The organism is Pseudomonas sp. PS1(2021) (assembly GCF_020405165.1).
GTDB classification, from domain to species: Bacteria; Pseudomonadota; Gammaproteobacteria; order Pseudomonadales; family Pseudomonadaceae; genus Pseudomonas; species Pseudomonas aeruginosa.
In genome coordinates, this window is the sequence record NZ_CP084484.1 from 4629165 (window position 1) to 4646873 (window position 17709).

Below are 17709 nucleotides of genomic sequence, written 5' to 3' on the forward strand. Positions count from 1 at the left end.
GATGAGGAAATGCCTGCTTCTTTCCCGCGCCTCGGCTTGCTCGGCGCGCTGTGCTCCATCGTTCCCCTGCTCCATGCCAGCGAACCGACCACGGACGCTGCGCTCATCGAAAAAGGCCGCTACGTGGCCCAGCTCGGCGACTGCATCGCCTGCCATACCGGCCCGCAGGGCGCGCCGATGGCCGGCGGCCTGGAGCTGAAGACGCCAATGGGTACCATCTACTCGACCAACATCACTCCCGACCGGGAGACCGGCATCGGCCGCTACAGCTTCGAAGAGTTCGCCCGCGCCATGCGCAAGGGGGTGACCGCCGAGGGAGTGAATCTCTATCCGGCGATGCCCTACCCGTCCTACGCCAAGATCAGCGAAGAAGACATGCGTGCGCTGTACGCCTACCTGATGCACGGCGTGCAACCCGTCACCCAGGCGAATACGCCGAGCGCGATGAGCTGGCCGTTCAACCAGCGCTGGGGCCTGTCGCTGTGGAACTGGGCATTCCTCGACGACGCGCCGTTCACCCCCTCCAGCGACGCGGACCCGGTGATCAACCGCGGCGCCTACCTGGTACAGGGACTCGGCCACTGCGGCGCCTGCCATACTCCGCGCGGCATCGCCTTCCAGGAAAAAGCCATGAGCGAAGCCGGTCGTTCCGGGCAGCTCTACCTCGCCGGCGAAACCGTCGAACAATGGCAAGCGCTGAGCCTGCGCAACCTGTGGACGGTGGAGGACACCGTGCAGTTGCTGAAGACCGGGCAGAACCGCTTCGCCACGGTGTCCGGCAGCATGACCGATGTCATCCACCACAGCACCCAGCACTTCAGCGACGACGATCTGCTGGCCATCGCCAGCTACCTGAAGTCCCTGCCGGCCGGCAAGGACGACCTGCCCATGCCCGACAGCGAACGCCCACTGGCAGCACCGGTCGACCTGTACAGCTCGCGGGGCGGTCTCGGCTACGCGCAGTTCTGCTCCGACTGCCACCGCAAGGACGGCAGCGGCGTCCCGGGTATGTTCCCGCCGCTGGCCGGCAACCCCACGGTCGCTTCGGCCAACCCGAGCACGCTACTGCATATCACCCTTACCGGCTGGAAAACCGCGGAGACCGCAACCCACTCGCGGGTCTACACCATGCCCGGCTTCGCCCAGCTGGAAGACCGCGAAATCGCCGAGATCCTCAGCTTCGTCCGCAGCAGTTGGGGCAACCAGGGTTCGTCGATCGATGCCGGCCAGGTGAAGAAACTGCGCCAGCGGATCGAGGCCGGCAACGGCCCGGCCACGACCTTCGTCTCTCCACGCCTGGCGGACATGCTCGCGGCGCCGAACGCCGAACAGGTGGTACGCGGCATGCGCCTGCACCTGGAGACCCGCGAGCTGCTGCCGGCGAACGTCGGCAACCAGTTGAACTGCACCAGTTGCCACCTGAACGCTGGAACCGTAGCCGACGGCTCGCCCTTCGTCGGCGTCTCGGCGTTCTTCCCCAGCTACGCGCCCCGGGCGGGCAAGGTCATCGGCCTGGAGGAGCGCATCAACGGCTGCTTCCGGCGCTCGATGAACGGTAAGCCTCTGCCGCCGGACTCTGCCGACATGCAGGCGATGGTGGCCTACTTCGACTGGATGAAGAACAACACCCGGCCGCAGGACAAGGTCGCCGGCCGCGGCGTCGGCAAGGTCGACCCGGCGCTGAAGCCCGACCCGGAGAACGGCCGCAAGGTCTACGCCCGACAATGCGCGGTGTGTCATGGCGAGAATGGCGAGGGGCTGAGGAACAGCGCCGGCGAGATGCTCTTCCCACCGCTGTGGGGCGACGAGTCGTTCAATATCGGCGCCGGCATGGCGCGGACCTTCACCGCTGCCGCCTTCGTCAAGCACAACATGCCGGTCGGCTTCCAGGAACGCTTCCCGCTCGGCCAGGGCGGCCTCAGCGACCAGGACGCAGTGGACGTCGCGGAGTACTTTTCGCACCAGCCGCGCCCGGACTTCCCGGACAAGATCAAGGACTGGCCGAAGGACAAGCGTCCGCTGGATGCCCGCTACTGATGCCGCAATGAAAAACGCCCCGTCGATGCTTCGACGGGGCGTTTCGCTCCTTCCTGGGGCCGATGCGCCTCAGAGGATTTCCAGCAGTTCGACGTCGAACACCAGCACGCTGTGCGGGGGAATGCTGCCGACCGCCTGGCCGCCATAGGCCAGTTCGCTCGGTACGTGCAGGCGCCACTTGGAGCCGGCGTTCATCAGTTGCAGCGCTTCGACCCAGCCGGCGATCACGCCGCCCACCGGGAACTCGGCCGGCTGGCCGCGCTGGTAGGAGCTGTCGAATACGGTGCCGTCGATCAGGGTGCCGTGGTAGTGGGTGCGCACGGTATCCTCGCGGGAAGGCTTGGCGCCCTCGCCAGTGCTCAGCACTTCGAACTGCAGGCCCGAGGGCAGCACGGTCACGCCTTCGCGCTTGGCGTTCTCGGCCAGGTAGGCGCGGCCTTCGCCAGCGGCGGCTTCGGCCTTGGCCTGGGCTTCGGCCTGCATGCGCTCGCGGATCACCTGGAAGCTGGCCGACAGCGCCTCGCCGGAAACCCGGCTGTCGATACCTGCGAACGCATCGGACAGGCCGGCCAGGACTGCGTCCAGGGTCATGCCCGGAACCGGATTCTCGCGCAGTTGGTCGCCCAGTTGACGGCCGATGCCGTAGCTGACACGGGCTTCGTCAGTGGTCAGGTTGAGTTCGCTCATGGCGCTGCTCCGCTGTGGGGTCGAAAAAGGGCGGCCAGCCTAGCACAGAAGGCCCTTCCCCCCTACCAGCGCAGCCGCTTGTGCTCAACCCTGGCGGATCGACAGCGGCAGCCCGCCGATAAACGAACCCGACTCGGCCAGGAGTCCACACATCTCGTCATCGACATCGGCGCACACCAACTCCACCGGAACCCTGTCCAGCCCGCGCAGTACCTGGCGCGCATGCTCCACGGAGCGCAGGCTGACCGGCTGGCCGAGATCGTCCTCCACCGGATAGGCGCGGTCGCCCATCTGCGCCTCCAGGACATAGATGCCGCCCTCCAGCGACACCAGGTGCAAGGCGTCGATATGTCCGGCCTGGACCCGGCCGGCGAGATCCTGCATGTTCATCGCGAACCTCTCGAGGTTGCGCAGGCAGCGGAAGCCTCCAGGTTTCCGCCAACCGCCTCGGTCCCGACAGCGCCGGCCCGATTCCCGGCATCGTCCGGCCGGCAGGCCCCGACGATGCGAAGGACGCCCGCTCCCGGCGTCCGCCCGATATCACAGGAAAGTCTTGCCCAGGCGGCAGGCAACGCAAGCCGGAAACGCCGCCGCCCGTCCGTTTTACAACGGCCGGGCGGCGCGAGCGAAACACTGGAGAGGGTCGTCAGTGACGGGTCTGCTTATCCAGGTAGCCCATGGCGAACGCCGAGAGCACGAAGGTCATGTGGATGATCACGTACCACATCAGCTTGTTGTCCGGCACATTCTTCGCGTCCATGAAGATGCGCAACAGGTGGATCGAAGAGATCGCCACGATGGAGGCGGCCACCTTGTTCTTCAGCGAGCCGGAATCCATCTTGCCCAGCCAGCTGAGCTTTTCCTTGCCTTCGTCGATGTCCAGTTGCGAAACGAAGTTCTCGTAGCCGGAGATCATCACCATGACCAACAGGCCGCCAACCAGAGCCATGTCGATCAGTGAGAGCAGGACCAGGATCAGGTCGGCCTCGGCCATCGCGAAGATGTTCGGGATGACGTGGAATATTTCCTGGAAGAACTTGATGGTCAACGCCAGCAGCGCCAGCGACAGGCCCATGTAGATGGGAGCCAGCAGCCAGCGCGAGGCGTACATGGCGTTTTCGAAAAAGCGTTCCATGGTCTCTTGTGTGTATGTGCAGGGGAAAATGGGGCGGCGAGTATAACGCAGCGGCCGGCGGTTTTTATCCAGAAAATCTGTGGATAAATATGTGCACCGAGCCGGGATGGATCCCGCCAGCGATGATGGCACGGGGCCTCGGCCGGATTGCTCAGGCTTTGCCCAGGCGCCGCTCAGGATTCCGGGCGAAACAGGTAGTCGCCGACATGCGGCCGTCGTTCGCCATTGAGTCGGCGCAGTTCGCCCTGCAGGTGCAGGCGCCAGATCGGCGGGTCGACGGCTTCGATATAGCCTTGCTGGGCCAGGCAGTCGGCAATCGCCTGCAACACCCCTTCGGCCACCAGCGGTCCGTGGAAGGGGCCCTGGGCCTTGATCGCCGAAGGCTGGGAGCCGGACATGCCGGCGGCGCAAAGCAGGGTCCAGAGTCCGTTCTCTCCGGCCAGCGGCCTGACCACGCATTCGATTCGCGTGGTCAGCCCCAGACAAGGGCGGATGAGGCAGAGGTTACGCGGCATGGCGGCATCCTCACGGGGGTTCCCAGTTTTGAGCCTACACCTGCCGCCAGGTTCCGCATAGCGCCGGCGGGAACTTGTCCACAGGGCTGAAACGCACGAGGGCGGGGCTTTCTAGCCCCGCCCTCGGCAGGTTCCGGCAACGCGCCGGACTCAGTCCTTCTTCGCCGCGGCCTTGTCCTTCGCCGCGACGGTCTCTTTCTCCGCCGGCTTGTCCTTTTCCTTGTCGTCCTCTTCCATGCCGAGTTCGGATATCTCCTGCAAGCGCGCCACGACCAGATCGTTCACGCTGCCTTTCGGGAAGCGTCCCTTCTCGTCCTGGGCACCGACCGGCTTGCCCACCAGCAGCGCCAGCGCCTCGTCCACCTCGCGCACCGCGTAGACGTGGAACTGCCCGGCGCGCACCGCCTGCAACACGCGCTCGTCGAGCATCAGGGTAGTGACGTTGGCGCGCGGGATGATCACACCCTGCTCGCCGGTCAGGCCGCGCGCTTCGCAGAGGCGGAAGAAGCCCTCGATCTTCTCGTTGACGCCGCCGACCGCCTGCACCTCGCCGAACTGGTTGATCGAGCCGGTAATGGCGAAGCACTGCTTCAAGGGCGTACGCGACAGCGCCGAGATCAGCGTGCAGACCTCGCCCAGCGAGGCGCTGTCGCCGTCCACGTAGCCGTAGGATTGTTCCAGGGCGATGCTGGCGGAGATTTCCAGGGGGAACTCCTGGGCGTAGCGGCTACCCAGGTAGCCGGTAAGGATCATCACGCCCTTGGAGTGGATCGGCTGGCCGAGGTTGACTTCGCGCTCGATATCGACGATGCCGCTGCTGCCCGGATAGACGGTCGCGGAAATCCGCGCCGGCACGCCGAACACCGAGTCGCCCACCTCCAGCACGGTCAGTCCGTTGCACTTGCCGACCGCGGCGCCAGCGGTGTCGATCAGGATGATCCCCGCCAGCATGTCGTCGAGGATCCGCGCCGACACCCGTCCGGTGCGGGTCTGCTTGGCCTTGAGGGCACGCTCGATGTGGCCGAGCTGGATCACCTCCTCGTTCGCCAGCTGACGGATGAAATCGGCTTCGCTGACCAACTGGAACAGATCGCCGATCCGTGCCGAAAGCCGCCCCTGGTGCTCGGCCAGGCGCGCGCTGTAGGTCGCCAGTCGCGCCACCGCCGCGCCGCTGAGGGGCGCCATGCCCTCTTCCGAGGTGCGCGTCTTGAGCAACTGTGCGAACTGTTCGAGGCTGTCCTCGCCCAGCGGGATGTCCTCGTCGAAGTCCACCAGCACCCGGAACATCTCCTGGAAGTCCGGATCGAGGTCCTGCAGGGTGTAGTAGATCTGCCGCGAGCCGATGATGATCACCTTCAGTTGCAGCGGGATCACCTGGGGGGTCAGGGAAACCGCAGCCAGGCGGCCGAGTTCGGCCAGCGGCGACTCCATCTTCAACTGGCGCGACTGCAGGGCACGCTTGAGCGCGTCCCAGACGAACGGCTCGCCAAGCATCTTTTCCGCTTCCAGGATCAGGAAGCCGCCGTTGGCCCGGTGCAGCGCCCCCGGACGCAACTGCCGGTAGCTGGTGTAGAGCGCCCCCTGGTCCGAGCTGTACTCGATGCGGCCGAACAGGTTGTCGTAGGTCGGGTGCGACTCGAACACCACCGGCGCGCCGCTGGTCGCGTGGTGGACGATGGCCTGGTTCGGCGCGTACTGCTCGATCAGCCCTTGCTTGCGCTGGGCGTCGGTGCGGCTGTCGTCGACCAGTTGGTCGACCACGGTCTTCAGCAGGTTCAGTTGCATCGCCTGCAGGTAGGCGCAGACGCCCGGGTTGTTGTTGTACTTCTCCACCAGAGGCGCCAGCAGGGGCTGCAGGGCCAGGGTGATGGTTTCCTCGTTGAGCTCGCGCAACTGGTTGCTCGACTCGCGCTTCCACTGCGGCAGGCTCGCCAGTTCCTCGTTGAGGTACTCCTCGAGGGCGGCGATATCCTTGTGGAAACGCTCGCGCTCGGCTTCGGGCAACTGGGCGAATTCGGCCTCGTCGAGGGCCTTGCCGTCCTTCATCGGGGTGAAGGCGACGTTGGCGCTGTCGCGGTACAGCGCCACGTCCTTCTCCAGGGCGCGCCGCTCCACCGAGTCCAGGGCGCGGTCGTAGCGCTGGTTGAAAGCGCGGTCGACGGCGTTCTTCTTCTGCTGGTAGGCCGGATGCTCGAAGACCGCCGGGAAGGTCGACATCAGGTTGTCGATCAGACGGTCGATGTCGGCGCTGAATTCGGTCGCGCTGCCCGGCGGCAGCTCGATCACCCGAGGTTCGCGCGGCTCGTCGAAATTGTTCAGGTAGACCCAGTCGGAGGGCGTGGCGACGCGCTTGCCCTCGGCTTGCAGATAGCGTTTGACGAAGGAGAAGCGTCCGGTCCCCGGCTCGCCCATGACGAATACGTTGTAACCCGGACGCGGCATCGCCACACCGAACTGCAGCGCCTCGACCGCACGCTCCTGGCCCAGCACGCCGCGGAAGGGCTCCAGGTCATCGGTGGTGTCGAAGGCGAATTGCTCGGGAGCGAACGGGCGGGTCAGTTCTTCTGGCGCCAGGCGCAGGCCGGCAGCGACGGAATCGGGCATCGGGAATCCTTGCATCGGGCGGCAGATCGCCGCGGGGTGTCGTCGCCCGCATTCTCCCCCCAGCCTCGCGCCACTGACAAGGCGCGGATGGCGCTATCTCACCGATGTACCAGGTCGGCGCAGCGCAGGCAGTATTCCGCCGCAGGCAGGGCGGCCAGGCGCGCCGGTTCGATAGCCTCGCCACAGCGCTCGCACTGGCCATAGCGACCTTCCGCCAGGCGCAGGCGGGCCAGGCCGACCTGGCGCATCCCCGCCTCCGCCTCGGCGAGCAGGCCTTCGAGCACTTCGTCGTTCTGGCGCTGCACCGCCTGCTCGGCAAAGTCCGGCGAATGGCTGCGCGCCAGGTCCCGGCGGATCGCCGCGGCGCGTGCCGCGTACTCGGTCGCCAGGGTTTCCAGGGCGGTAGCGGGGTCGAAAGCGCTCATATCCACCTCCTGCATGAGGAACGGCTGACCAAGGCCGGTTTCGCTCAGACCGACCAGAACTTTCCCAAGTCTGGACGGTTCCAAGCGGATTGCCGCTGACGCCGGTCAATTTTCGCCCGGCATTGCGCGCTGCCACCCATTCGGTGCCTTGACACCCCGGTGGCATTCCGAAAAGCTCACGGCGTCGCTGGCCCGCTCCAGATGGCTCCGATCCACCTCAAGAGAGAACAAACGATGAAACGGATTCTGCTCGGTACCCTGTTCGCCGCCGCCTCCTTCAACGCTTTCGCCGACGCTCCCGGCGGCGCCGGCTGCGGCTGGGGCAACATGCTCTTCAAAGGCCAGCGCGGCGTGGCCACCCACGTGGTCGCGGCGACCACCAACGGCACTTCCGGCAACAACACCTTCGGCATGACCACCGGCACCAACGGCTGCCATACCAACGGCGCGCTGTCCTATGGCGGCAAGCCCCTGCTGGTGCTCGGCAGCATGATGGACGAGCTGTCCGAAGACATGGCCAAGGGCAATGGCGAAGCGCTGACCACCTATGCCGTGGTGCTGGGCGTGCAACCGCAGGACCGCGAGCACTTCGCCGCCGTCACCCATGAGCATTTCTCCGAGATCTTCAACAAGTCCGACGCCACCGCCGCCGACGTCTATGCCAACACCCAGGCGATCCTGAAACAGGACGCCCGCCTGGCCAAGTACGCCGAGCAGGCCTGAGCCTCGCCGCCTGCCCGTTCGCGGGCAGGCCCCTTTCCCCAAGCATTAAGCCTTGCCGATGCCGAAACGCCTGTTGCCCTGGATGGCGCTGTGCGCCTGCTCCCCCCTTCTGGCTGCGCCCACGGTTCCCGAGGCCCGCCTCCAGCAACTGGCCGCCGATCCCTACTGGATCGCCCTCGGCCACTACGAACGCGGCAAGCTCGGCGGTTGGCGCAGCTACGTCGACGACGAGCGGTTCTTCCTCGCCGACAACGGCGAGAGCCACCCGGACGCCGAACTGGCGGCCACGCTAAAGGCGCTCTATGCCTCGCCCAGCCTTGGCGACAAGCACGCTCAGTGCGTCTACCCGGCGCGCACCCGCTGGCTGCGCCAGCAACTGCAACTCGACGACCTGCCGCAGCCGCAGTGCGGCGAATACGACAACTGGTACCGCGACATCAACCCGCACAGCGCGGTGCTGGTGTTCCCCGCGGCCTACCTGAACAGCCCGTCGTCGATGTTCGGCCACACCCTGCTGCGCATCGACCAGGCCGACGTCACCAGCAACAACACTGCCCTGCTCAGCTACGCGCTGAACTTCGGCGCCTACATCGAAGGCATGGACAACAGCATCCTCTATGCCTGGAAAGGCCTGATGGGCGGCTATCCCGGCATGTTCGCGCTGGTCCCGTACCGGGAGAAGCTGGCCGAATACAGCCGCCTGGAGAACCGCGACCTCTGGGAATACAAGCTGAACCTGACGCCCGAGGAGACCGGGCGCATGGTCGAACACGTCTGGGAACTCAAGCAGGTCCGCTTCGACTACTACTTCTTCGACGAGAACTGTTCGTTCCGCCTGCTCGAACTGATGGAGATCGCCCGCCCGGGCATCGAGCTGACCGAGCAGTTCCCGCTTACCGCGATCCCCACCGACACCGTCCGCGCGGTGAAGAACGCCGGGCTGATCGAGCGCATCGACTACCGGCCGTCGCGCGAGAAGGAACTGCTCGCCCGCGCCGAACCGCTCGACCATGCCGAGCGCGACTGGGCCAAGCGCCTGGCGGACGACGACAGCCTGCTCGACGCTCCCGACTTCAAGGCCCTGCCGATGCCGCGCCAGGCGCTGATCCAGGACGCCGCCTTCCGCCTGGAGCGCTACCGCGCCACCGGTCAGGCGCGTGACAGCGGCATCGCCTCGCGCAGCTACAACCTGTTGCGTGCGATCAACCGCAACCCGCCGCCGGACCTCCAGGTCGAGCGCCCCGGCCAGCCGGAAGACGGCCACGAGTCACGGACCTGGCAGTTCGGCGTCGGCAGCCGCGATGACCGCGCCTTCGCCGAGTACGGCCTGCGCATGGCCTACCATGACCTCGCCGATAACGCCTATGGCTTCCCCCTCGGCGCGCAGATCGAGATCGGCCAGCTCAAGCTGCGCCAGTACGAAGGCAACCGCTGGCAGCTGCAGAATCTCGACCTGGTCACCATCCGCTCGCTGACCCCGCGCAACCAGTTGCTCAAGCCGCTGTCCTGGCAGGTCGCCGGCGGCCTGGAGCGGGTGCCGGGCGAGGACGGCGACGAAAACCTGGTCAGCCACCTGAACGGCGGCGCCGGCGGCAGCTGGATGTTCGGCGACGACTTGCTGCTCTACGCCATGGGCACCGCGCGGATCGAGAACAACAGGGACTTCGCCGCCGCCATCGCCCCGGCGGTGGGCTTCGACAGCGGCCTGCTGTGGCGCAACCCGCTGGGCAACCTGACCCTGGAGGCCAAGGGCGACTACTTCCACAACGGTGAAGTGCGCCGCAGCCTGGGCTTCGTCCAGCAGGTGGAGCTGGGCCGCGACCTCGGCCTGCGCCTGAGCGCCGAACGCGAGTTCAGCCATGTCGGCAAGCCGATCAACGAGGTGAAGCTGGAGCTGCGCTGGTACTACTACTGAGCCAGCCTCCGGCGCACCTCCATCAGGGCGAAGCCGAGCAGGTTGAGGCCTTGCCAGGTCGCCGGCTCGGCTGCCAGGGGATCGCTCGCGGCCAGGCCGATGCCCCAGATCGCGTCCACCGGGCTGGCCTCGACCAGCACCCGGTCGGCGGTGCCCAGAAGGTATTTCTTCAGCGAAGCGTTCTGGCCGAACTTGCCGAGGTTGCCTTCGATCACGATTCCCACCCGCTCGGCGTTCCAGCGTGCCTCGTCGAAGCCGGCGACTTCGCGGCCGAGGGCCTTCGCCTCGCCTGGGCTGCGCGCCGCCAGGATGCGCTCGAGCAACCTAGGGTCGTCGAACAAGCGTGCCTTGGCCGCCATCATGTAATGCTCGGCGCTGGCGTAGCGCACCCCGTCGAGCTTGAACGAAGCCTCGTACCACTGGCTGAAACAGCTCTTGCCGACCTTGTCATCCGTCGCCGGGCGATGTCCCCAGAAATACAGGTATTTGAAGCTTTCGCCGGCCGCGCAGCGCTGGCGCAGTCGCTCGACGTCCATTATCTCGCTCATCGGCATTCGTCCCTGGAGCCCGTGAAAAGACGCCAAGGATATCCCGAAGTGGTGTTCAGGCGCGTATCTGCGCCCAGTCCAGGCCGAAACGCGCCAGGTACTTGCGCAGCCGGTCGGCGTCGTTGGGGTTGCGCTTGTCCTGGCGCGAAACGGCGAACAGCCGGCGTCCCGCCTCGGAAAGGGTCTTAGCCCCGCGGCACACCTCCAGCACCGCCTGCAGTTGCAGGCGGTCGAACAGATCCAGGGCCTCCACCCGCTGCCCCAGCAGATCGGCCAGTGGCTCCCGGCCCGCATCGAGCCCCCAGGCCTGGCGCAGGCGGAGGATCTCCTCCTCGACCAGCGCCTCGTCGATCCGCCCGCTGTCGGCCAGGGTCGCCATCCGTGTGATGGAAGCCGACAGCTCGCGGAAGTTGCCGGCCCAGCGCGCTTCGCTGGAACCGGCGAAGGCCAGGTAGCGACGCTTGGCCTCCAGGTTGAAACGCACCTGCCGCCCTTGCTCGCGGGCGTGCCGCTCCAGTTCGAAGTCGATGTTCGGCTCGATGTCCTCGCGGCGTCCAGCCAGGCCCGGCAGCTCGAAGGTCCACAGGTTGATGCGGGCGAACAGGTCCTCGCGGAACAGGCCTTCGGCCACTCGTCCGCGCAAGTCGCGGTGGGTCCCGGCGATAAGCTGGAAGTCGCTCTCCACCTCACGGTCCGAACCCAGCGGGAAGAAGCGCTTCTCTTCGATAGCCTTGAGCAGCATCGCCTGTTCGTCGGCGCCCAGCTCGCCGATCTCGTCGAGGAACAGCATGCCACCGTCGGCTGCGCGCAGCAGGCCTTCGCGCGCATTCTGCGCGCCGGTGAAGGCGCCCTTGATGTGACCGAACAGTGCCGACATCGCGCCGTCGCCGCGCAAGGTGGCGCAGTTGACCTCGACGAAACGCCCGTCGAGCTGGTGCCGGCTGCGCTTGAGTTCATAGATGCGCCGGGCGAGGAACGATTTGCCGGCACCGGTCGGCCCCACCAGCAGCATGGGTGCCCGCGAACGCACGGCGACCCGCTCGATCTGCTCGATGGAGCGGTTGAAAGCGGCATTGCGCGTGGCGATTCCCGACTTGAGAAAAGCCAGGCTTTCCTCCTGTTCGCGGCGGAACCGCGAGGCGATGCGGTCGTAGCGGGACAGGTCGAGGTCGATCAGCGTCGCCGAGCCCTCGGGATGGCGCGCCTCGTCCTTGCGCCGCGACGGCGAGGTCTGCACCAGCCGGGCCGGCAGGTAGCGCGCCTCGGTAAGGAGGAACCAGCAGATCTGCGCGACATGGGTCCCGGTGGTGATATGCACCAGGTAGTCCTCGCGCTCGGTGTCGAAGGGGTAGGCGCTGACGAAATCGTGCAGGGCGCCATAGACCTCCTCGAAGTCCCAGGGGTTGCGCAGTTCCATCTGCTGCAGGCGGACCTCGGTATGCGGCGACACCGCGGCGATGTCGGCGCGAATCCGCTCGGCCAGGCCGAGGTCGCGGGCGTCGTTGCCGTGGATCAGTTCGAGGCGGTCGATCAGCAGGTCCGGCTGCTGGCACAGGCCGATGCTCGGCCGCCACTTTTGCCAGCGCGCCGCGCCCTTGCCGAGACGGTCGAGGGTGGCGCCGATGAAGCCGATGGCGACCGTGCGTTTCATCACCGCTTATCCTTCAAGATAAAGATCGATATGAAAATATATAGAAATAGCCAGGCATCTCTCCATCGAATTCGCCGACGAAGCGCAATAAAAAATTTATTCACCTTTAAAATCAAACAGTTAAGCAAGAAACAGTCTCATCGATAAAAACCTGGCACGCCGCTCGCTATATCCATTTCGACCGCATCGCCCATGCAGGCCGACGGGTCGGGACTCCAGTCCCGCCGGTGCCCGAGCCCACCCCTGGTGTCGGCGTCGTGCATGCCGCCCGCAACAACGACGGTCATTCGCGAATGACGGCAATGCCGCTTCGCGGTTCGATAGCTCAGCCTGGTAGAGCAACCATCCACGAAATGGTCTGTCGCGGGTTCGACTCCCGCTCGAACGTTGCCTTAACGGCAATCACTCAATGGCAACACCCGCCGGTGTGGCCGAGGCGAACTGCGCAAGCGGCCAGGAAGGCCGGACAACGCAAGGGAGCCGAAGCCGCCGCCGGCCCGTCCGGCCCGCGGTTCGGGCACGGGGCAAGGCAGGCCGGGGATCGAGGGAATCGATCATATGGACAGGACGTCCGCCAGGCCAACCTCCTCCGCGCTCCACCCACGACGCTCGACGGGCCGGCAACACCGGCACCACGGAAGAATGAAAGGAATGAAGAGATGAAAATGCTGAAGCGCTTTATCGTGAAGAAGAACGAACGCGGCCTGCTGTATTCCGAAGGCGACTTCCTCGCCGTGCTCGAACCGGGCACCTACCGCCGCTTCGATCCGTACGACCGCCTGAGCCTGGAAAGCTTCAGCCTGAACACCCCGCAGTTCGAACACCGCCTGGCCGGCTACCTGCGGCAGAGCGAACCGCAGCTGGTGGAGCGCTACTTCACCCGGATGGACCTGGGCGACAACGAGGCCGGCCTGCGCTACGAGGACGGCGTGCTGGTGGAGTTGCTCGCACCGGGCAGCCGCCGACTGTACTGGAAAGGCCAGACCGAGCAGCGCCTGGAGCGCATCGACCTGACCCAGGACTATCGATTGTCCGCCGCGCTGGTCGCCCAGTTGCACCAGCCGAACCTGCGCGACCGCGCCCTGGCGGGCCTGGACGCAGTGTTGCTGGTCCAGGTGCCGGCGTTCCAGGTCGGCGTGCTCAAGGTCGACGGCGCCCTTGCCGGCCTGCTGCAAGCTGGACAATACGGTTTCTGGCGCTACAACCGGCAAGTCAGCGTGGAACTGGTCGACACCCGTATCCAGGCGCTAGAGGTCAGCGGCCAGGAGATCCTCACCCGCGACAAGGTCAGCCTGCGCCTGAACCTCGCCGCCAATTGGCGCTACAGCGACGTGCTCACCGCCTTCTCGCGGCTGAGCAAACCGCTGGAGTATCTGTACCGCGAGCTGCAGTTCGGCCTGCGGGCGGCAGTGGGCACCCGTACCCTCGACGAACTGCTGGAGAACAAGCAGTCGATCGACGAAGCGGTCAGCGCCCACCTGGCCGCCAAGCTGGAAGACAGCGGCCTGGAAGTGAGCGGCCTGGGCGTACGCGACATCATCATCCCGGGCGAAATGAAGACCCTGCTGGCGCAGGTGGTGGAGGCGGAGAAGGCGGCCCAGGCCAATGTGATCCGCCGCCGCGAGGAAACCTCGGCGACCCGCTCGCTGCTGAATACCGCGAAGGTCATGGAGGAAAACCCGACCGCGCTGCGTCTGAAGGAACTGGAAACCCTGGAGCGGGTGGCCGAGCGCATCGACCGGATTTCGGTATTCGGTGGCCTGGACCAGGTATTGAACGGACTGGTCACGCTGAAGCAGGCCTGATCACGAACGATGGCCGCGCCGTCGACAAGACGGCGCGGAGCACAAGGAAAGCACGATGAAAGACATGAATATCCTCGAAGTGGCCGGCGGCAAGCCGATCAAGCTCTGGACCCAGGGCGTCCCGGTGGAGGAGGAAGCGCGCCAGCAGTTGCTGAACACAGCGAAGATGCCCTTCATCTTCAAGCACCTGGCGGTGATGCCTGACGTACACCTGGGCAAGGGCTCGACCATCGGTAGCGTGATCCCTACCCTCGGCGCGATCATCCCGGCCGCGGTGGGCGTGGATATCGGCTGCGGAATGATCGCCGCGCGCACCTCGCTGGTCGCCGCCGACCTGCCGGACAACCTGCACGGCCTGCGCAGCGCCATCGAGCAGGCGGTACCCCACGGCAAGACCTTCGGCCGCCGCGACCGCGGCGCCTGGCACGAGGTACCGGAGGCCGCCGACCAGGCCTGGAAGGCGCTCGCCGGTCGCTTCAAGGCGATCACCGACAAGCACCCGAGGCTGGAGAAGACCAACAACCGCCAGCACCTGGGAACCCTCGGCACCGGCAACCACTTCATCGAGGTCTGCCTGGACGAGGCCGACCGCGTCTGGTTCATGCTGCACAGCGGTTCGCGCGGGGTCGGCAACGCCATCGGCAACCTGTTCATCGAACTGGCCAAGGCGGACATGCGCCAGCACATCGCCAACCTGCCGGACAAGGACCTGGCCTACTTCGAGGAAGGCAGCCGGCACTTCGACGACTACGTGGAAGCGGTCGGCTGGGCCCAGGATTTCGCCCGGCAGAACCGCGCGCTGATGATGCACGCGGTGATCGAGGCGGCGCGCCAGGTGATCCGCAAGCCGTTCGAAGCCAACCTGGAGGCGGTCGACTGCCACCATAACTACGTGCAGAAGGAGCGCCACTTCGGCCAGGAGGTACTGGTCACCCGCAAAGGCGCGGTGTCCGCGCAGAAGGGCCAGCTCGGCATCATTCCCGGCTCGATGGGGGCGAAGAGCTTCATCGTCCGCGGCCTCGGCAACCAGGAAGCGTTCTGCTCGTGCAGCCACGGCGCCGGGCGGACCATGAGCCGGACCAAGGCGAAGAAGGTCTTCAGCGTCGCCGACCAGGCGCGCGCCACCGCCCACGTCGAATGCCGCAAGGACGCCGACGTGATCGACGAGATCCCGATGGCCTACAAGGACATCGACCGGGTCATGGAAGCCCAGCGCGAGCTGGTGGAAGTGCTGCACACCCTGCGTCAGGTGGTGTGCGTGAAAGGATGACGGGCGCCCTGTGGCGCCCGCTGGGGAAGAATCGAAATGAACAGGGAAGAACGCCATCCGCTCCCCGCCGCCATGCGCGAGCGGGTACTGGATGAGCTGGAACGGATCGAACGCGAGCACGACGTAGTCGTGCTCTACGCCTGCGAGTCGGGCAGCCGGGCCTGGGGCTTCGCTTCGCCGGACAGCGACTACGACGTACGCTTCGTCTATGTGCATCAGCCCGAGTGGTATCAGCGCGTCGAGGAACCTCGCGACGTGATAGAACGTCCGCTGAGCGACGAGCTGGACATCAGCGGCTGGGAACTGCGCAAGGCGTTGCGCCTGATGCGCAAATCCAACCCGGCCCTGCTGGAGTGGCTCGGCTCGCCGCTGGTGTATCGGGAAGAGCCTGGCGTGCGCGAGGAACTGCTCTGGCTGGGCAGCGCCTTTCACTCCGTACCAGGCAGTCGCCATCACTACCTGTCGATGGCACGCAAGAACTACCGGGGCTACCTGAAGGGCGACAGCGTCCGGCTGAAGAAATACCTCTACGTCCTGCGTCCGTTGTTCGCGGTGCGTTGGCTGGATGCAGGCCTGGGCTTGCCGCCGGTGGCGTTCGAGAGGCTAGTGGAAGCCACGCTGGACGATCCGTCGCTGCGCGAAGAACTGGATGCCCTGCTGAGCCTCAAGCGTCAGCGCGACGAATCGGCCTACGGCCCTCCGCGCCTGGCGCTGCAACGCTTCATCGAAGCGGAGTTGCTCCAGGCCGAACGAGGGGCCACCCAACCAACCGGCGCGCGCCAGGACAGCCGACTGCTGGATCGCTACCTCCACGACAAGATATGGCAATACACAAGGGAAACCTCATGAGAAAGGACCTCATCGAACTCGACGGCAGCGAAGGCGGCGGGCAGATCCTGCGTAGCGCCCTGAGCCTGTCGATGACCAGCGGCCAGCCGCTGCGCATCCGCAACATCCGTGGCCGGCGCAGCCGTCCGGGGCTGCTGCGGCAGCACCTCACCGCGGTGCGCGCGGCGGCGGAAATCTGCGCGGCCGAGGTCGAGGGTGCCGAGCTCGGCTCACGCGAGCTGGCGTTCCGGCCCGGTGCGATCCGCGCCGGCGACTACGCCTTCGCCATCGGCTCCGCCGGCAGTTGCTCGCTGGTACTGCAAACCCTGCTGCCGGCGCTGCTCGCGGCCAACGGCGAAAGCCGGGTGAGGATCAGCGGCGGCACCCACAATCCACTGGCGCCGCCGGCGGACTTTCTCCGCGACAGCTGGCTGCCGCTGTTGCAGCGGATGGGCGCGGAAGTCGACCTGGAACTGCTGCGCCACGGCTTCGTACCCGCCGGCGGTGGCGAGCTGCTGGCGCGGGTACGCCCGGCACGCTGGCGGCCGCTGCAACTGGAGCATCCCGGCGCGGCGCTGCGGCGCCAGGCGCGGGCGCTGCTCGCCGGGATTCCCGGGCACGTCGGCGAGCGTGAGCTGGAGAGGGTCCGCCAGCGCCTCGGTTGGAGCGACGAAGAAGGCCAGCTGGAGTTCCTCGCGGAGGACCAGGGGCCGGGCAACGCCCTGCTGCTGCGGATCGACTGCGAGCACATCTGCGCGACCTTCTGCGCCTTCGGCCAGGCCGGCGTCAGCGCCGAACGGGTGGCGGAACAGGTCGCGACGCAAGCCATCGGCTGGATGGAAAGCGGCTGCGCGGCGGACGAGCACCTCGCCGACCAATTGCTGCTGCCCATGGCCCTGGCCGGCGCCGGCAGCTTCACCACGCCGCGGCTGAGCGCCCATCTGCAAAGCAACCGCCGGGTTATCGAACGCTTCCTGCCGGTGAGGATCGGCGACCAGGCGCTGGACGGCGGCGGTCATCGCATCGTCATCACATCGGCTTGACGAATTCCTCACCAATGCCGACCTAGACTCGCGCCGGACCTGCCAGCGGGCCCGGCGCGAATCTCCGGGAGCCCCATCCCGGCGGTCGAGGAGTCCCGGCCATGTCTTCTTCGCGTCTCGGCGTGCTTGTCCTCGCCCTGATCCTGCTCACCGCCACCCTGCTCGGCGGCTGCGAAAGCACCCACCAGTACCTGCTCGCCAAGGGCTACCCGCCCGCCTATGCCGACGGTTTCGACGATGGCTGCGGTAGCGGCCGCCAGGCGGCCGGCTCGATCAGCGGCGAATTCCGCAAGGACGTCCCCCGCTACCTGCGCGAGGCGATCTACGCCAGCGGCTGGGGCGACGGCTTCGAGCAATGCCGGTCGATGGCGCGGAGCGAAGAGCGGCGGCGTTTCGAGGAACGCCAGTGGGACGACCGCGACGACGATTGGCAGCGCGACCGCGACCGCGCGTTGGCCCGGGCCTTGCGCGAGCGCTGAAGCACGCTGCGACAACCATCCGCAGCACCGATCCCGGTGCGCTT

The 17709-nt window shown here is 66.5% G+C and carries 16 protein-coding genes and 1 tRNA gene; 9 read left to right on the forward strand and 8 right to left on the reverse strand.

From position 1 onward, the window contains the following. Positions 1–9 precede the first annotated feature (9 nt). Positions 10–2037, forward strand: coding sequence for a c-type cytochrome (locus LE197_RS22255; protein ID WP_003123400.1), 2028 nt, complete (start codon positions 10–12; stop codon positions 2035–2037). Positions 2038–2106: 69 nt separating this feature from the next. On the opposite strand, the gene LE197_RS22260 is transcribed toward LE197_RS22255, so the two are convergent. The 6 genes from LE197_RS22260 to LE197_RS22285 all read right to left on the reverse strand — a co-directional run bounded on the left by LE197_RS22260 (position 2107) and on the right by LE197_RS22285 (position 7403). Then, positions 2107–2724, reverse strand: coding sequence for an FKBP-type peptidyl-prolyl cis-trans isomerase (locus tag LE197_RS22260; protein WP_003094769.1), 618 nt, complete (start codon positions 2722–2724; stop codon positions 2107–2109). Between the two features lie 84 nt (positions 2725–2808). Beyond that, positions 2809–3114 (reverse strand): DUF6482 family protein, encoded by a 306-nt coding sequence (locus LE197_RS22265; RefSeq protein ID WP_003105116.1) that lies wholly within the window; start codon positions 3112–3114, stop codon positions 2809–2811. Between the two features lie 256 nt (positions 3115–3370). Next, positions 3371–3859 carry a TIGR00645 family protein gene (locus tag LE197_RS22270; RefSeq protein ID WP_003094773.1) on the reverse strand — a complete coding sequence of 163 codons (489 nt, stop codon included), beginning with the start codon at positions 3857–3859 and terminating at the stop codon, positions 3371–3373. Between the two features lie 173 nt (positions 3860–4032). Beyond that, on the reverse strand, positions 4033–4374 hold the full coding sequence (locus LE197_RS22275) for a hypothetical protein (protein ID WP_003094775.1): 342 nt from the start codon (positions 4372–4374) through the stop codon (positions 4033–4035). Between the two features lie 150 nt (positions 4375–4524). Then, positions 4525–6978: a Lon protease family protein gene (locus LE197_RS22280; RefSeq protein WP_003094777.1), complete on the reverse strand. Its 2454-nt coding sequence runs from the start codon at positions 6976–6978 to the stop codon at positions 4525–4527. A 98-nt stretch (positions 6979–7076) separates the two neighbouring features. Next, positions 7077–7403 (reverse strand): TraR/DksA family transcriptional regulator, encoded by a 327-nt coding sequence (locus LE197_RS22285; RefSeq protein WP_003112819.1) that lies wholly within the window; start codon positions 7401–7403, stop codon positions 7077–7079. A 234-nt stretch (positions 7404–7637) separates the two neighbouring features. Between LE197_RS22285 and LE197_RS22290 the strand changes: the two genes are divergently transcribed. Both LE197_RS22290 and LE197_RS22295 read left to right on the forward strand, forming a co-directional pair. Continuing rightward, entirely contained in the window at positions 7638–8126 is a 489-nt protein-coding gene (locus LE197_RS22290; RefSeq protein ID WP_003094783.1) for a DUF3015 domain-containing protein, read from the forward strand. Between the two features lie 58 nt (positions 8127–8184). Beyond that, on the forward strand, positions 8185–10041 hold the full coding sequence (locus LE197_RS22295) for a DUF4105 domain-containing protein (protein WP_031761159.1): 1857 nt from the start codon (positions 8185–8187) through the stop codon (positions 10039–10041). Here LE197_RS22295 and LE197_RS22300 read toward each other — a convergent pair. Then, a complete protein-coding gene (locus tag LE197_RS22300) occupies positions 10035–10589 on the reverse strand; it encodes an NADAR family protein (protein ID WP_004352744.1) in 555 nt (184 codons plus the stop codon). The two genes, LE197_RS22295 and LE197_RS22300, sit on opposite strands and share 7 nt — an antisense overlap. A 55-nt stretch (positions 10590–10644) precedes the next feature. Next, positions 10645–12240, reverse strand: coding sequence for an RNA repair transcriptional activator RtcR (rtcR, locus tag LE197_RS22305; protein ID WP_023108767.1), 1596 nt, complete (start codon positions 12238–12240; stop codon positions 10645–10647). Between the two features lie 314 nt (positions 12241–12554). Between rtcR and LE197_RS22310 the strand changes: the two genes are divergently transcribed. The 6 genes from LE197_RS22310 to LE197_RS22335 all read left to right on the forward strand — a co-directional run bounded on the left by LE197_RS22310 (position 12555) and on the right by LE197_RS22335 (position 17665). After that, positions 12555–12628 (forward strand) — tRNA-Arg (locus tag LE197_RS22310). Positions 12629–12899: 271 nt separating this feature from the next. Continuing rightward, complete coding sequence (locus tag LE197_RS22315; RefSeq protein ID WP_023108768.1) at positions 12900–14045, forward strand: slipin family protein; 1146 nt, start codon at positions 12900–12902, stop codon at positions 14043–14045. A 55-nt stretch (positions 14046–14100) separates the two neighbouring features. Beyond that, positions 14101–15315: an RtcB family protein gene (locus LE197_RS22320; protein WP_003119410.1), complete on the forward strand. Its 1215-nt coding sequence runs from the start codon at positions 14101–14103 to the stop codon at positions 15313–15315. Between the two features lie 36 nt (positions 15316–15351). Further along, complete coding sequence (locus LE197_RS22325) at positions 15352–16164, forward strand: nucleotidyltransferase domain-containing protein (RefSeq protein WP_003105094.1); 813 nt, start codon at positions 15352–15354, stop codon at positions 16162–16164. Then, a complete protein-coding gene (gene rtcA / locus LE197_RS22330) occupies positions 16161–17186 on the forward strand; it encodes an RNA 3'-terminal phosphate cyclase (protein WP_023108769.1) in 1026 nt (341 codons plus the stop codon). The genes LE197_RS22325 and rtcA overlap by 4 nt, the downstream gene beginning before the upstream one ends. A gap of 101 nt (positions 17187–17287) precedes the next feature. Continuing rightward, positions 17288–17665 carry a hypothetical protein gene (locus LE197_RS22335; RefSeq protein ID WP_003107850.1) on the forward strand — a complete coding sequence of 126 codons (378 nt, stop codon included), beginning with the start codon at positions 17288–17290 and terminating at the stop codon, positions 17663–17665. Positions 17666–17709 lie beyond the last annotated feature (44 nt).

Coding starts and splice junctions, on each gene's coding strand:
- LE197_RS22270 (WP_003094773.1), bottom strand. CDS start 3,859: ATGGAACGCTTTTTCGAAAACGCCATGTACGCCTCGCGCTGGCTGCTG.
- rtcR (WP_023108767.1), bottom strand. CDS start 12,240: ATGAAACGCACGGTCGCCATCGGCTTCATCGGCGCCACCCTCGACCGT.
- LE197_RS22255 (WP_003123400.1), top strand. CDS start 10: ATGCCTGCTTCTTTCCCGCGCCTCGGCTTGCTCGGCGCGCTGTGCTCC.
- LE197_RS22295 (WP_031761159.1), top strand. CDS start 8,185: ATGCCGAAACGCCTGTTGCCCTGGATGGCGCTGTGCGCCTGCTCCCCC.
- LE197_RS22285 (WP_003112819.1), bottom strand. CDS start 7,403: ATGAGCGCTTTCGACCCCGCTACCGCCCTGGAAACCCTGGCGACCGAG.
- LE197_RS22265 (WP_003105116.1), bottom strand. CDS start 3,114: ATGAACATGCAGGATCTCGCCGGCCGGGTCCAGGCCGGACATATCGAC.
- LE197_RS22315 (WP_023108768.1), top strand. CDS start 12,900: ATGAAAATGCTGAAGCGCTTTATCGTGAAGAAGAACGAACGCGGCCTG.
- LE197_RS22275 (WP_003094775.1), bottom strand. CDS start 4,374: ATGCCGCGTAACCTCTGCCTCATCCGCCCTTGTCTGGGGCTGACCACG.
- LE197_RS22325 (WP_003105094.1), top strand. CDS start 15,352: ATGAACAGGGAAGAACGCCATCCGCTCCCCGCCGCCATGCGCGAGCGG.
- LE197_RS22320 (WP_003119410.1), top strand. CDS start 14,101: ATGAAAGACATGAATATCCTCGAAGTGGCCGGCGGCAAGCCGATCAAG.
- LE197_RS22300 (WP_004352744.1), bottom strand. CDS start 10,589: ATGAGCGAGATAATGGACGTCGAGCGACTGCGCCAGCGCTGCGCGGCC.
- LE197_RS22335 (WP_003107850.1), top strand. CDS start 17,288: ATGTCTTCTTCGCGTCTCGGCGTGCTTGTCCTCGCCCTGATCCTGCTC.
- LE197_RS22260 (WP_003094769.1), bottom strand. CDS start 2,724: ATGAGCGAACTCAACCTGACCACTGACGAAGCCCGTGTCAGCTACGGC.
- LE197_RS22280 (WP_003094777.1), bottom strand. CDS start 6,978: ATGCCCGATTCCGTCGCTGCCGGCCTGCGCCTGGCGCCAGAAGAACTG.
- rtcA (WP_023108769.1), top strand. CDS start 16,161: ATGAGAAAGGACCTCATCGAACTCGACGGCAGCGAAGGCGGCGGGCAG.
- LE197_RS22290 (WP_003094783.1), top strand. CDS start 7,638: ATGAAACGGATTCTGCTCGGTACCCTGTTCGCCGCCGCCTCCTTCAAC.